General features: G+C 40.2%; 12 protein-coding genes. 4 read left to right on the plus strand and 8 right to left on the minus strand.

Going from position 1 to position 14,592, the window contains the following annotated elements; all coding sequences use genetic code 11:
• Positions 1-6: 6 nt before the first annotated feature.
• The 5 genes from ADIS_RS08610 to ADIS_RS08630 are packed head-to-tail and all read right to left on the minus strand — an operon-like array spanning position 7 to position 7,460.
• Complete coding sequence (locus ADIS_RS08610; RefSeq protein WP_010854051.1) at positions 7-1,272, minus strand: restriction endonuclease subunit S; 1,266 nt, start codon at positions 1,270-1,272, stop codon at positions 7-9.
• Entirely contained in the window at positions 1,269-3,047 is a 1,779-nt protein-coding gene (locus ADIS_RS08615) for a type I restriction-modification system subunit M (protein ID WP_010854052.1), read from the minus strand. Before ADIS_RS08615 ends, ADIS_RS08610 begins: the two co-directional genes overlap by 4 nt.
• 60 nt (positions 3,048-3,107) lie before the next feature.
• Positions 3,108-4,121 (minus strand): hypothetical protein, encoded by a 1,014-nt coding sequence (locus tag ADIS_RS08620; protein WP_010854053.1) that lies wholly within the window; start codon positions 4,119-4,121, stop codon positions 3,108-3,110.
• A complete protein-coding gene (locus tag ADIS_RS08625) occupies positions 4,121-5,767 on the minus strand; it encodes an AAA family ATPase (RefSeq protein ID WP_010854054.1) in 1,647 nt (548 codons plus the stop codon). The genes ADIS_RS08620 and ADIS_RS08625 overlap by 1 nt, the downstream gene beginning before the upstream one ends.
• Positions 5,768-5,771: 4 nt before the next feature.
• On the minus strand, positions 5,772-7,460 hold the full coding sequence (locus tag ADIS_RS08630) for a DEAD/DEAH box helicase (protein WP_010854055.1): 1,689 nt from the start codon (positions 7,458-7,460) through the stop codon (positions 5,772-5,774).
• 185 nt (positions 7,461-7,645) lie between these two features.
• On the opposite strand from ADIS_RS08630, the gene ADIS_RS08635 reads away from it, so the two are divergent.
• Both ADIS_RS08635 and ADIS_RS08640 read left to right on the plus strand, forming a co-directional pair.
• Positions 7,646-8,656, plus strand: coding sequence for a helix-turn-helix transcriptional regulator (locus tag ADIS_RS08635; RefSeq protein WP_010854056.1), 1,011 nt, complete (start codon positions 7,646-7,648; stop codon positions 8,654-8,656).
• 233 nt (positions 8,657-8,889) lie between these two features.
• On the plus strand, positions 8,890-9,237 hold the full coding sequence (locus tag ADIS_RS08640; RefSeq protein WP_010854057.1) for a hypothetical protein: 348 nt from the start codon (positions 8,890-8,892) through the stop codon (positions 9,235-9,237).
• Positions 9,238-9,573: 336 nt separating this feature from the next.
• On the opposite strand, the gene ADIS_RS08650 is transcribed toward ADIS_RS08640, so the two are convergent.
• A complete protein-coding gene (locus ADIS_RS08650) occupies positions 9,574-10,776 on the minus strand; it encodes an AAA family ATPase (protein ID WP_035805269.1) in 1,203 nt (400 codons plus the stop codon).
• A 347-nt stretch (positions 10,777-11,123) separates the two neighbouring features.
• On the opposite strand from ADIS_RS08650, the gene ADIS_RS08660 reads away from it, so the two are divergent.
• Positions 11,124-11,360 carry a hypothetical protein gene (locus tag ADIS_RS08660; protein WP_010854060.1) on the plus strand — a complete coding sequence of 79 codons (237 nt, stop codon included), beginning with the start codon at positions 11,124-11,126 and terminating at the stop codon, positions 11,358-11,360.
• 238 nt (positions 11,361-11,598) lie between these two features.
• On the opposite strand, the gene ADIS_RS08665 is transcribed toward ADIS_RS08660, so the two are convergent.
• Complete coding sequence (locus tag ADIS_RS08665; RefSeq protein ID WP_238325412.1) at positions 11,599-12,006, minus strand: nucleotidyltransferase family protein; 408 nt, start codon at positions 12,004-12,006, stop codon at positions 11,599-11,601.
• 158 nt (positions 12,007-12,164) lie between these two features.
• Between ADIS_RS08665 and ADIS_RS08670 the strand changes: the two genes are divergently transcribed.
• The gene (locus ADIS_RS08670) at positions 12,165-13,430 is read left to right on the plus strand and encodes an aminotransferase class V-fold PLP-dependent enzyme (protein WP_010854063.1); all 1,266 of its coding nucleotides are present in this window, start codon (positions 12,165-12,167) and stop codon (positions 13,428-13,430) included.
• A gap of 118 nt (positions 13,431-13,548) precedes the next feature.
• Here ADIS_RS08670 and ADIS_RS08675 read toward each other — a convergent pair whose 3' ends face one another.
• The gene (locus ADIS_RS08675) at positions 13,549-14,577 is read right to left on the minus strand and encodes a sialidase family protein (protein WP_162141569.1); all 1,029 of its coding nucleotides are present in this window, start codon (positions 14,575-14,577) and stop codon (positions 13,549-13,551) included.
• Positions 14,578-14,592: the final 15 nt, after the last annotated feature.

A 14,592-nucleotide genomic window follows, 5' to 3' on the forward strand; every position in this document is an offset into this window, starting at 1 on the left:
GTTAAATCAAATTGATGGTTCCCAATTCCGGACGTCTATTTTTCCGGTGACTGCTTCTGATATAATTGATTGACGGTATTTTAAAATTCTATCAAGTTGAATCTTGAGTTTATCTTTTAGTATTTCGATTCTAGATAGCTTGTCTTTGAGATATAGTGAGATTTCTACTTGTTCCGAAAATGAAATCTTTGGAACAGATAGATTAAGGATCTTTCCTACAGAAATTCCTGGTTGGGCAGCTGATTCACTATACTGATTCAAATCCATTAATCTGAGTAATTCACCTAAATAAAACGTATCCATCTCGCTATTTGGGTAAACTACAACCGCATGTTCAGAAGCCCAAAATTTTCCAGAAGCATAATTAATATTTCCACAAAGAGCTCCTTGCCTTCCGATCAAAACATATTCTCCTTCATTGGTGAAACTCTCGGTATATCCTCTAAGTCCGTTCCCTCCATACACGGGATAAGTTCCGGCATCTTCAATACTTTCAGAAGTAATTGAACTTCCACTCTTCATGGAAACCAAATATTTCAATTTTGCAAGACTCCAATGCTCCGGAATCTCTCCAATCCAATCTATCCCACTATCCTTCATCTGAACAGAGGGATTTAGACCTTTGGTCACAGCTTCGTTGATGACTGATTTCCGCTTTTCTTCCAATTTCTGAATCAAGCGTTGCTTTTTATCGATCAATTCGTCGATCAAACTGGTATGATGATCTAGGAAACGGGAGATTTCCAATGCATCAAAGTTGGGAGGGATTGGTACCAAAAAATTTCTGAGATTGGTAATACTAACACCACCAATCAACCCTGCCAGTGATTCCGTGAATTGTTTTTGAAATGTTTCGGATTTTAGAAAGTAAAAAACAAACTTGGATAACCATTTATTTTCTAAGTCGATGCAAGCCAATTTATTTACAAAGCAAACATCTTGATTAAGAAAAGTCATCTTCTTTCCTGCACTGCCACCCTCAATACATAAGAGAGATGAATTTGCTGGAGCAATTTTGAAATTTGGATTTTCTCTTGGTATTCTTGTCCCGTTATTATAGTTTACTTTTGTGGTATTTACATCGACATCTTTGGACGCAACATAAGATAAGGATTCAAAATCCTCTGATTCGAACTCTATTTTTTGGCTATCATTTAAGCTATTTCCTGTGTAAATATTAGCATAGAATTTCAGCTTACTGATTATCCATCCACTTGGAATCTCTCCAATCCAATCTAAACCGGAATCTTTATAGGATTCGTATTTTTTCATCCCAATAGTTCCTTTAATAATTCCATGATTCCCTTATCATTTTTATTCCCAAACTCCAATTCTTGGATTTCAGCCTTGATCTCCTGAGTTGGTCTAAGAGGTTTGAATTCTGCAAAGTATTTGGAGAAATTGATTTCATACCCAATTCGGGTCTTATCATAGTCAATCCAGCCTTTACCGATATGCGGTAAAACTTCCTTTTCAAAATAGATTTCTATGTCCTCGCTCAGCGGAATATTTTCTTTGTCTCGCTTTTTGGAATCGGCTTTCCACTCTCCATTCCTACCTTCCTTGGGCTTACCATTTTCATCCAATTCCGGTTGCTCGATGGTAACTTGGTAATAACCAAAATACTCGTTGTCGAATATCTTGGAATAACGACCTTCTTCGAATCGGGTATAGAGATCTACAATTCTTTGGATATGATAATCCTCGATCTTGTTTCGCTTATTGCCCAAGCTTCGTTTCTCAGGGCGACAGAATCCTGTCTTTTCGTTGATTTTATCTTCCGCTTCCACTGCATTGATCAACTGAACCTTCCCTCTACGATGGGAGGGCTTATTGTTAGTCAAAAACCAGATAAAGGTATTGATTCCGGTATTGTAGAATAAATCCTTGGGAAGGGCCACAATGCACTCGAGCCAGTCACTGGAAATAATCCACTTTCGAATATCGCTTTCACCACTTCCAGCCCCGCCGGAAAACAGGGGAGAACCATTGGTCACCACGGCAATTTTGCTTCCTTCGTATTCCATCTTGCTGATCATGTGCTGAAGGAAAAGGAGCTGACCATCACTTTTGGCAGGGAGTCCCGCATAGAATCGGCCAGCCGGATTTGCACTCTCATTAATAATGTAGTCCGCATCCTTACTCCAAGTCACTCCATAAGGAGGATTTGCCAGCATATAGTGGAATTTTTTATCCGTAAATCGATCTTTAGTAAAGGTATTTCCGTGCCGGATATTGTCGATATTCTCTCCGGTAATCAGAGCTTCAGACTTAGCGATAGCATAGGATTGTTCATTGATCTCCTGACCATAAGTTCGGATGGTTGGCTTATTCGTCTGGTTAGCACTTAGGACATCCACCACATAATTCTTGGCAATATTGATCATCCCACCTGTTCCCATAGCCGGGTCATAGATCGTTCGGATGATCCCCGGTTGAGAAAACACCTCCTTTTCGGTACTGAACATCACCTCGATCATCAATTGAATCACATCCCGTGGGGTAAAATGCTCCCCGGCGGTTTCATTACTTTGTTCATTGGAAATCCGGATAAGTTCCTCGAAAACGTACCCCATGTCATGATTATCCACCTTATCGGTATGCAGATCCACCTTGCAGATGGCATCGATCATTTGGTACAGAATTCGATTCTTGAGTAATCGACCAAGAACCTTGTCAAACTGAAAGCATTCGATGATTTCACGAACTTCCTTATTGAATCCATAGAGGTAATTATTGAAATCGATCTCAATGGTTTTGGGGTTTTCCCGGAGGGATTCCAGGGTATGACGGGAGATATTGTAGAACTGAAGTCCGCCAGCCGCTTTCCTCAGGATCGGGTCCAATTTATCCTCGGTGACCTTGTCCTTGAAGTTGTTATAGGCGTCTCTCACCTTTTGATTGACTGGGTCCAAAATGCAGTCCAAGCGTCTTAGGACGACAAAGGGTAGGAGGACATCACCTATCTCGTTCTTCTTGAACACATTCCACAGCACCTTATCAGTGATCTGGAAAATAAAACCTACATCTACTTTTCTATTGGACATTTCAGTAATTCAAATTGATGGAACAAATATGAGGAGAATCTGTGCAGTGGAAGTGCATCGTTAGATTTCTAAGGCATCATCAACAGATTTACCAGGTTCTAAAAGACAGAATCTTGGGAATCTTTCAAAACTCTCTTTTACAAAAGACCTCATTTTTTCCACTATGAAGTGGCTTTTTTCTCTGTATACCTTCTTTCCTAATGAAAACACATCAACTTCACTGCTAGCTGACACAATATTCCCTAGAGAATCAAAATAGGTGAAGCTATCTCCAGGTCGGATCCTAACATAATTTGTAATTAAATGACGGTCATGTTCGTCTTTAATTTCTTTGTGTGGGATCCCAAAAAAATACAAATCTGGCGATTTACAATTCCTATTTATTGCCTTAATTGTTTTCCTTATCATGGTTCTTAAATTTTCCAAATCTGGTCCAAGATCAAACTTTGGATCTTCTCTCCTTACAAAGGGGTTAACTTGATAAATAAAAACCAACTTTGAAGGTCCCTCTTTATCCAAATAAAATTCATTAAGAATTACCTTAAGGTTAAAATTAAATAGCACCAAATTATTAGACTTAAAAATATATCTATCAATGATGAACATATAAGAAAATGGAAAAGCAAAATCTCTTACTTCACTCCACGACTTAAAAAGATAATCGCCAACTCCAAAAGGAACATGAAAACCATACTCATCCGGATCGATCAAAATTTTACCTAAACAATCCAATTCTTCCCCCAAACCCCCGATAAGAAATAATTTCTTTCTTTTAATCTTAGGAAGATTATCACATGAAATTAAATAAACACCAGATTTCTCTGGGAATGAATCAACCTCTACGGGTCTGGGAGAAACTTTATCAACTTTATGGGTATAGACCCAATCTTCTGACACACCTTCCCAAAATTCTTCAACTAGAATAAACTCATCATCATCAAGAGAATCTAAATCAAAATTAAAATGAATAGGAAGATTTTTCTTTAGCATATCTAGAATGTTGGTCTTCCTAGCATCAAATTCAATTAGTTTAGAAAATGAAATGAAATTTTCTTTATCAAAAAATACTCGCATTACAACATCTTTTTAATTATTCTTCTAGTTTCATCAAAAAATCCTGGACCGAATTCATTTATAAATTTACCATCAAACCTATATTTCATTTCCCACCGATTTTGATCATCACTTAAATAATAAACTTTAAAAGGATTATTATTAACCCCTCCTTCAAGTTGAAATTCCTTTACAATAAATTGGCTTTCTCTAATTAAATATTCTGAGTGAGTTTCAACTATAAAATCTATCTCATATTTCTGTTTTACTTCAAAAAATAGTGTAGCAAGAATACTTTGAAATCTTGGATGCAGATTTAATTCAGGTTCTTCAACTACCACCTTAAACTTAATCCCTGTTTGAATGGATTTTTCAATTATAACCGCAATTCTAAATAACAATAAGGAAATTTGAAGTGATCCCATACCTCTATCTGCGAGATTGATACCGTCCACTTTGACTTCATATGCTTCACCTGCAATCGGATTTATTTCCAATTTTTCCCCAACATTAAAGCCTTCCTTACCAAACCACTTTTTGAAAAATGCAAATGATTCTTTGGGTGAATTATCTAATCCCATCTCCTTAAATTGATGGATAGCTTGGGCTAGAGAGTTGTTTTTATCACGAATACTAAAAAGTGCAGCTTGCTTGGATGGGTTAGCACCTAGGTAGATAATTTGGCTTCTATTTTTTTGATTTATGAGTTTCTTTCTAAAGTCATCATGTTTATGAAGATTGTGATAGAATGCCCTAAGATTTTCCCATTCATTTTCTTGTTTACCGATTTCATTTAATTTTTCAGCATCTTCAAGCATTTCCATCATTTCGTCAGTAGCAGATTCTAAAAGCTCCCCACTAGTACGCCATGAAAATTCATTTTGATGTTTTTGATTAAAAAATTCAACTAAGTCAGAATACATTTCTGAAAGAAGAGAAGATCGTCCCTTCAAACTTTCATCCAACCGATAATCTGATTCTTTCAATCTTTTATCATCCCATGTAATTCGTCCATCAATTTTTCCAGGGGTTAAATCAGGTTCATTTTCAAGCTGTGTGAAGTAGTGAATTTCTCTAAGCTTTTCAATTTGAGATCTAAATTCATCTACCATAGTAAGATATTCCTTGCTGGATTTTTTTAACTCCCCATTCTCAGCCCTATTGTTCAAACTTTCTAGTTTAGCCTCTAATTCAGCAATTTGAAGCTCAATTTTGCGGTAAGATTCTTGGTCTCTCTCCCAGTCTTTATTTATTCCAGTCAAAAAAACTGAATTAGAATCTGGATAAAGGTGAAGATTGATCCCTAGTTCACTATCCTCTATTAACAAATCCACAACTCTTCCATCAGTTTTGTCTGATGGGGCAGAAATACTTACAGTATATAAAAATTCGCCTTGCTTTACCGAAAATTGGATTTCATCTTCTTCCTGACACTTATTGTTAAGAGCCCTGCCAAAAGTCACAATATTTGCATCTTCGAGAACATTATTTCCAAATGACAATTTCCGGTATTGGTCTGAGGAGATAAAGTCATTCATTAAAAGTAAGGCCTTAACAATAGTTGACTTCCCGGAATTATTCTTACCCACCAAAAAAGTAATCCCTCCGAATTCCATTTCAGGAAACTCCTTGAACTGCCTAAAATTTTTAAAACTGATTGAATCCATTTCTTTAATTAACCTTTAAGTTATTTACTATTATTGACCAATTTAGAAAGTCAGCAATTTTCTCACCTTCCGGTGTGAGGCGGGCTGCCTGAGCGATCAGGTTCTTATTTCCTAAAACGATTGCCATTTTTTTGGCTCGGGAGACGGCCACGTTAAATCTCCGAATGTCGAAGAAGAAGTCGTACTTGGCTTTCTCACTTCCTATCTTGGTAATGACCGAAGAATAAAGAATGATCTCTTTCTGCAGTCCCTGAAACTTATTGACGGTTTCAATTTTGATTCCTTTCCAATCCAATTTTCGTGCTGACAGTACCTTCCGGATAAAGTTCAGCTGCATGTTATTGGGAGCAATCACACCAATCTCGTCTTTCTCGATTCCTAAAGATAGGAAATCCTCTACGAGATCTGCAATCAAACCAGCCTGTTCCTTGTTGATCAGGAATTCTACTTCCTCCTCCGTATTAATAAAAACCAGCGGCTCCTTCAGAATCTCCTTTGTCAATACTTTAAACTGGCTGAAATCCAGCCCAATCGGTATTTCCAAGTGTTTCGACTTTACAGAATCGCTACAAGTCAATTTGCCGTAATAAAAATTCGGTGAGATGTAGTCACAAATCCTCTGATTAAAGCGATAGGTGGTCAAAAGCGGTGAGGCTTTATAAACTTTCAGAAGCAAATCAAATATGGATATGGAAAACTCGGTGTTCGGAATTTTCGGAATGTTCGGCAGTTGCATGTCATCACCTATGAAAATAGTTTTGGTAGAAGATGCAAGGAAATGAATCCCCGAAACCATGTCCATCTGACTTGCTTCATCAACTAGGATAAAATCAAACTTTTTGTGATTTTTCAGGAATTCGTGAATGGTCATTCCTACAACGGTTTTGCCTTTTACGGTAGTAGAAATCTTTTCCTTCCTTGATGCTAATAACACTTCTGAACATTTGGATTTTGTGCCAATTTTCGAAACAGGAGCACCCATTTCTAGGGTTTTTGTCAGAATATTATTGATTGCGTCATGGGTAAATGCGGTGACTAAAATCTCATACCCCCGATCCAACAAATATTTGGATAAGTGCGCAGCAAAAAAAGTTTTGCCGGTTCCTGGAGGTCCCTGAACCAATGATACTGGGTCATCCCCCAAACATTGATTAATTGCATCAATTTGGGAGGTGTCCAGATTACCCAATTTCATAACCGTTGGAACCGAGAATTGTATGGTGCCAAGGGTTCCGTTGAGCTTTTGTTCAACTATGTCGACATTTTTCTTGGTGCGAAGTAACCGGTAAAAATCATCCGTTCTCCTCATTATCAAAAAATCAAACGCTGTAAAGTGCTTGACTAGACTTACTTTATCCCCCATATTTGGCCTCCACCCGATTGATTCAACCGACAAATACTGACCATCGGAAGACAATAAGGTTCCTTTTGCTTTAATTCCGTTTTTTAGCTCGAGAATTTTTAGGGCAGATCCATCACTCAAATTACACTCTGCATCTGATATGTCTACCACTATTTGCTCCTCATTTACAATAGTCACTACCGCGGATTCAATTAGGTAGCCTTCCTTGATTTTTTCTTTGATGGAGAGATTTTCTTTTCGCCTGTTTTCCTCCTCTTCAATGTCTCCCTCTTCATGAAAGTGTTCACCTAATCTAAATAGAAAATGATCTTCGGATAGGGAAAAACCCATATCTATTGGTTGTTTGAGATATGGACCTGTGTAAGCAGGCCGGGCAATTCTATATTTCTTTGTGTTCAAGATGTTCGGGATTGGTTCACAAAATAATGCCTTTTCTATGCAGCCTATCTGCATAAATGTTTAATTTTACTTTATCCCAGCTGGTACAAAGTTTCGTTTAGCCCAAATTAACAAAGATGTCAACAAATAAAAATGCCTTTATTCGTTACAAAGTGCTAGATAATTGCTTCAGAAATCCTGGGAGGCGTTATTTCATTGAGGATCTGATAGATGAATGCAACAAAGTTCTCTTGGAAATCGACCCTAATTCCAAAGGTATATCGAGAAGACAGATTTTTGATGATATTGGTTTTATGGAAAGTTCGGATGGATGGTCCGTTGAACTTAATAGGCACAGAGATAAGAAGAAAGTATTTTACAGGTATCAAGACCTGTCTTTTTCCATCAACAACATGCCTTTAAATGAACTGGAGATAAACCAATTGGAAGAGGCTGTAGATATCCTATCCCAGTTTAAAGGAATGCCCCATTTTGATTGGATTAGTGAAATGATTCCGAAGCTTAGACAAGGAATCACTGCCACCAATTCGGAAAGTCGATTAATGGAATTTGAGTCAAATGCGTTTTTGAAGGGTACAGATCACCTAGGAATAATTTATAGTGCCCTTAGGTATAAGACTCCGCTAAAAATCAGTTATCAACCCTATCAGAAAGATTCACCCTTTGATTTGGAAATCCACCCCTATTTTTTAAAGCAATACAATGGAAGGTGGTTTCTTTTTGGTTTTAATCCATTTACAGGGAAATCAGATTGGAACTTGGCAATTGACAGAATAGTAACAATCGAGGAGCATTCAATTCCATTTATTGAAAATACAACGATCAATTGGGACGAATACTTCGAGGATATGATTGGAGTTTCCAAATCTGAGGGTTCAGAGGTTCAAAAAGTAATTCTACATTTTTATGGAAAAACCGGGAGGTATGTTGAGACTAAGCCAATCCATGGCTCACAGAAATCAAAATGGCTGAATTATAACACTTTAGAAATTAAACTTGAAGTAACTCTAAATTATGAACTGGAAAGACTAATATTGTCCTATGCGGATTCAGTCAAAGTCTTTCAACCTGAAGATTTGAAAAAGGTAATTCATGAAAGACTGAAACGGGGATTCCAACAGTACTGAATTCGACTACTAGTGTCCCTCTTAGTTGTTTTACAAACCAAAAGGCTTCTGTAGTTAGGAAATAAGAAGTTATTCGTTAATTTAATAGAAATTAACTGACATAATCCTTTTAGCTGCGTTTTAAACATTTCAATTGTTTTACAAAAAATCAACGCTCATTTTAAACCTCTTGGTGAATAATTAGAAATATTATATTATATTTTCACATTGAAACACAATAAAAATTAACAAATATGACAAATTACAAAACAGATGGCAATGAATATATGGGGCATCTCCAAGAACAATTAGTTGCCTTAAAGAACACAAAAGGCCGTGTAGGCATCTCTGACCTAGAGGAAATCGTAATAAACTTTGCGTGTTTTGAAATATTGGAATTGAGAAGAAACGGTGTTGAAGACCTTTTTATAGAAACTAATATAATAAACTCAATTACAAAAGCAGCTTCCCAGTTGGTGCCACAGTATGATGACAGCCATGCTGCCATCGCAAAAATGCAAATTCCAATGAATTGTGACTGGGAAGGTATGTGGGAACATTTGAAAAGGTACTATTTGAATAATTTCAACACATCAATTTAAATTTCGACAGACTAAAAGATCCAGGTACATACAATCCGGATTAGCGTTCTACAATTGCCGCTTCGGGCACATAATTCCACTAACTTATTTTTTAACTCAACGCAGTCGTTACTATCTTGATCTTGCAGAATTATTACTCCAATGGGTTCGTGCCAGTTACTATATACCTTAAGCTTGGAAGGTATATTCTTCTGAAGATCGGATTTTCCTTCGAAGCTCCGGATAAACACATTTTGATTTAACACCCAAAATTTATCCATAACCGCCGGTAAAAAAATAGTTAAAAACTCCCTCATAGACGGTTCTTCAACCATTATCTCTATCCTCGCCATAGTGTCAGGATTTTGGTCCACTCCCTTTAAAATACCCCTGTTTCCATAAATAGCCCAACTTATCTCCTTCTGCCGCCAATGTTCTTACCAGCGAATCATCGGTAGCCCTTGCGATCTTTGTATAACCTTCTTCCTTTGTTAGCCAAAATAATTCGTCAATTTCAAGCGCATTGACAAAATCCGGGGAATGGGACGAGATAAACACTTGCCCCCCCCGATTGGCATATTCCCTAAATTCCTCTGCCAATTCAACTAGTAATTCAGGATGAAGGAAATTCTCCGGCTCCTCGATACATAATAATGGGTGAGGTTTAGGGTCATAGAGAAGTATCAGATAAGCAAACATCTTAATGGTTCCATCAGATACAAACCTCGAAATAAAGGGGTCTTTAAAGCTGCCGTCTGAAAACTGAAGCACAATCCGGCCATCAATTGTTTCTGTCGCTTCTACTTTCTCGATTCCTGGAACCCTTTCGGACATTTTTTGCAGAATCGTCTTAAATATGTCGATATGGTTTTCATAGATAAACTTGGTCACCTGTGCCAAGTTATCTCCTGTGGTAGAAAGGTGTTCGCTTAACCCGGTATCTTCTATGTTTTGAGCCGCATGAATCTGAAAATTGGAAACATACCAATTTTCCAACAACCGCCTAAAAGAACTGATGGCTTGAAATCTCTGAAATTGCCCTAACCCTTTGATGGCCAATATGTCCGGACTATCGAGCGTTTGTTCCTCCCGCTGCTCTTTAAATTCCTGCTTCGCAGTTTCGAACTCACTTTCATTGATAATGGCATTCCCCTTTCCATGGGAAAATTCCAAAAACCGATAAGGTCTTCCCCTGTTTCCCCTTCGATAGCTGAGTATTTCCTTGGTTATCACCGGCTGCTTGTTTGGATCCATCCCTACGGAAAGCTCATAGGTAATCAAGGGCTGTCTTTTGCCGTCTACTTCCGGGTTTCTGAATTTAATCTCAAATTCGATATCCCCTTCTCCGTTTCTGGAGTACACCTCTTTGAAACCACCCCGCTTGTTTAAGGCATTCTTGACATTGTTTTTAAGGGCATCGCTCAGAAATCCAAAGACTTCAAATAAGGTGGACTTACCTGCACCATTAGCTCCGAGAAAAACGCACATATTCGGCAGGTCCCGGATTTCGGCCTCCCGATACACTTTGAAGTTCTTTATCCTGATTTTTTCTATCTTCATTTTTATCAAACGCTACATTGAATTTGGCATTAACGCTACTTTTCATAGGTAAGTAATCTCCCGCAACCTCATACGCTCTTTTTGGATTTTACTTGCACCATGAATCAATAAAAATTTCAACGATCAAGTTGCTTGTTTTTGGCCGGATTTGCAAGGATAAAACCGTTCCCTTCCAAACAGGGACGCCGGATAAACAGAATAGGGAGGCCATTGAAACAGAAAAAGGGACTCAACTCCATTAACCCAAAACTCCCGACAAGCGGAAGCCCCACAGGGATTTCTGAGGCGGTTTTCAAAATGCCTGCAAATAGACTATCTTGAAACTACTCCTTTTCTAAATTCACCCCATGCAGTTAAAGGCTAAATTACTCCACAAGCTCAGCGCGATTGACGACGAAGCGACATTAAAGGAAATTTACGACTGGTTAGAGGCTTACTTGGATGCCGAATCCAACACAACTTTCGAGAGCGATGAAATTCAAGCCGTAACGGAAGGATATCAAACGTATCTAAGTGGCAATACCATTTCTCATAAACAGGCTGCAATTCGTTTTGATCAATGGACCAAAGAGAAAGGAAAGTAAAATGGACTGATCCATTATAATACCGTGATGCCTACAGGCTGCACGGATATGTTGGAGAGATATTATTAATAACTATCGCTATCCTCCGGCCTCGAATCCAGCACAATAAGTATTGAAACGACTTACATCTAACGCTTTGCGCGCAGGCGATTAGCCCTGCCGCAGGCGCAATACAGGGCTGCTGGCCTGTACGCTGTTGTGGGCAGTGTTTATTTTTTCAGCAAACCAAGTCTTAATTTCAACTTGCATAAATTAAGACTTTGGTTTTTTCAATTTGTTCCTTTAGGTGTGGATTTTTAATTGCCTTTTGTTCTAATAGGTCAATTTGTCTTTGCAGAAGCTGTTCTAATTGAAACTTAAAATTAAAATAGCTGTCAGAGTAGGAAAGAGGGTCTTTTTCTTCAATGTCGACAACAAGGTCAATGTCGCTGTCAGGTCGAAATTTGTCTGTTGTCACGGAACCAAAAGCAAATAGAGCGTTAACTTTGTATAGAGAACAAAGTTCTTTAATTTGGTCTATATGTTTTGATAATTCTTTCATACCTACAAATATAACAAAAGCCCTACCTCTTTCCCCTTTTTTTAGCCGCATTTCTCGCATTACCCACAACGTCAAGCTAGGCGCCCGGGCTTCCTCCAATTCCAAATCCAGCACTATTAGGATTGAAACCACGAACCCTTAACCCCAAACATTGAATCCTGAACAAAAAACAACTACAAAACCCACAAACAGGCATCAAACACAAAATATCCCTTTCAAATCCAGCCATTTTTTCGTTACATTTAACCAAACTTCCCAAACAGATGAAAAAACGAACCTTCCTCAAAAACCTGGTGGCATTGGGTGTCACGGCCAGTCCGGGCGTCAGTTCCTTTGGGCAACTCCTGTCCGGTGTGGAGCATATACCCCCCACGCAGCTTGCCTCGGATGAGGATTTTTGGGCAAGGATACGGGCAGGATACAAACTCAAGCCTGACTACATCAACTTGGAAAACGGCTTTTACTGCTTTGTGCCCCAGGAAACGCTGGAAAATTTTATCCAACACGTTCGCGATGTAAACTACCAGGGTTCCTGGTACATGCGGAACCATCGAAGGAATGACAAGAACGCAACCGCAGGCCGTCTCGCTGCACTGGGCGGGTGCAGCCCGGAGGAGCTCGTCATCACGCGCAACGCTACCGAATCACTGGATATGATCATTACGGGCATCGACTGGAAAGAAGGGGATGAGGCCGTGATGGCAGAGCAGGATTATGGTGCCATGTTAAACCAATTCAAACTCGCCGCAAGAAGATACGGAGTCGTAAACAACATGGTTTCTGTTCCCAACCACCCCAAATCGGATGAAGAGATCGTGGATCTCTATGCCCGAGTTATTACGCCAAAGACCAGGCTCCTGATGGTTTCCCACATCATCAACATCACGGGTCAGATCCTGCCAGTACGTAAAATCTGCGACATGGCCCACAGCAAAGGGGTGTCCGTACTCGTAGATGGTGCGCATGCTTTTGGGCATTTTCAGTTCAATCTACCGGATCTGGATTGCGACTACTACGGTTCCAGCCTGCACAAATGGCTAAGCACACCACTGGGTGCCGGGCTTCTGTACGTCAAAAAAGGAAATGCGGAAAAGATCTGGCCCCTGCTTGCGGAGGGCTCCAGCGCACACACCGATATTCACGGGCTTAACCATGTGGGTACCCACCCCGCACATACCGACTTGGCCATCAACGACGCCATTGACTACCATAATGCCATCGGTGGAGCGCGAAAAGAAGCACGACTGCGGTATTTGCAGACCTATTGGACCAGCAAGGTTCGGGATATTCCCGGCGTGATCGTCAATACGCCGGCGGATCCTGCGCGCCATTGCGCAATCGGAAACGTAGGCATCGAGGGCATAAAACCGGCGGATTTTGCAAAGGCCCTGATGGATAAATACAAAATTTTCACCGTTGCCATTGACGGGTCAAACGTCCACGGCTGCCGCATCAGCCCAAATCTCTACACCACACTGGATGAATTGGATGTGCTCGTAAAAGCCTGTAAGGAGCTTGCGAAGGCATAGCGGTCCTTCCCATTTCCAATTAAACACAGATCGGGATCAAGTGTAATGCAGACACTTGGTCTCTTTATTCTTTCTGTAAAGGAAAGTATTTCTGTCCAAGCCCGCTGGCAGGATCCACTTATCGCCTTACCTCTCCCCGGACGGCAAAGCCTGCATGTGATCCGCCCACCATAACTACGCCATCCTCCTGAGTTATCTGGATGACGTGATCAAACCAGTCCCCCTCTACACCGGTATTCAATGGCCCTAAATTTTCCCAGGTCAACCCAAAATCCAGGCTCAAATACAAGTGCTTCGCCTGTCGGTAGGTGGTCAGCAAAACCGCTCCATTCCCCAAGTCGACCATATCGTCGGCGGCTTCGGAGATTTTACCCAAATCCTGCCAAGATTCCCCTTCATCGGTGCTTCTGTATACATGGCCGGCTTCGGAACCCTGCAAGACTATATTATCCCCCAGATACTCCGTTGCATACAGGGGGCTATCGGCAAGCCGCCCCGTTTCCTCCCAAGTAAGCCCATCGTCCGTACTCCGGTATATACTCCCATGCCAGCCATTTACCAATACCCCCTGATCTGTTCCCTGAAACCGGTACAAGGCTCTCGGAGAGACAACGCCCACGTCGTGCCAGGAATCCCCTCTATCTTCCGACCGGTAAATATGCCCACCGGACGATTCAGTATCACTGACCAGTACCGTACCTGATTTCGTTACAAAAATCCCGTAGGAAAGTGTATATCCTTCGGTGTTTTTGTTGTTGGAAATAGTGCCTAGCCATTTCCACGATTGACCACCATCCTCGGATCGGTAAAAATTGGATTTGCCTGTAAGCAAATAGACCAAATCCCCTCCTCCATGGCTTATACAGGTGATCTCATCTTCTGTTATTTTGCCGGTGTTTTCCCATGTCTGACCCAGGTCCCGGCTGATGAACAATTGGCCCGGGTTTTTTCCTCTTGATCCCATAACCACCGTGTGGCCACCGACATGCGCAATGGCATCAAAGCGACCCCCGGGCAGCAGTTCCTGTACACTCCATCTTTCAAAAACAACGTGGGGAGTCTGCTGCGTGATCCCGGGGTTTACAACGCCAAGCAGTAGGATTGCCAGCAGTCCCAGCCGACTTTTAATCCAATTATTGGTAATCATCAGGTTCTCTTTAAT

Source organism: Lunatimonas lonarensis, from assembly GCF_000390185.1.
In the GTDB taxonomy this organism is placed as follows: Bacteria; Bacteroidota; Bacteroidia; order Cytophagales; family Cyclobacteriaceae; genus Lunatimonas; species Lunatimonas lonarensis.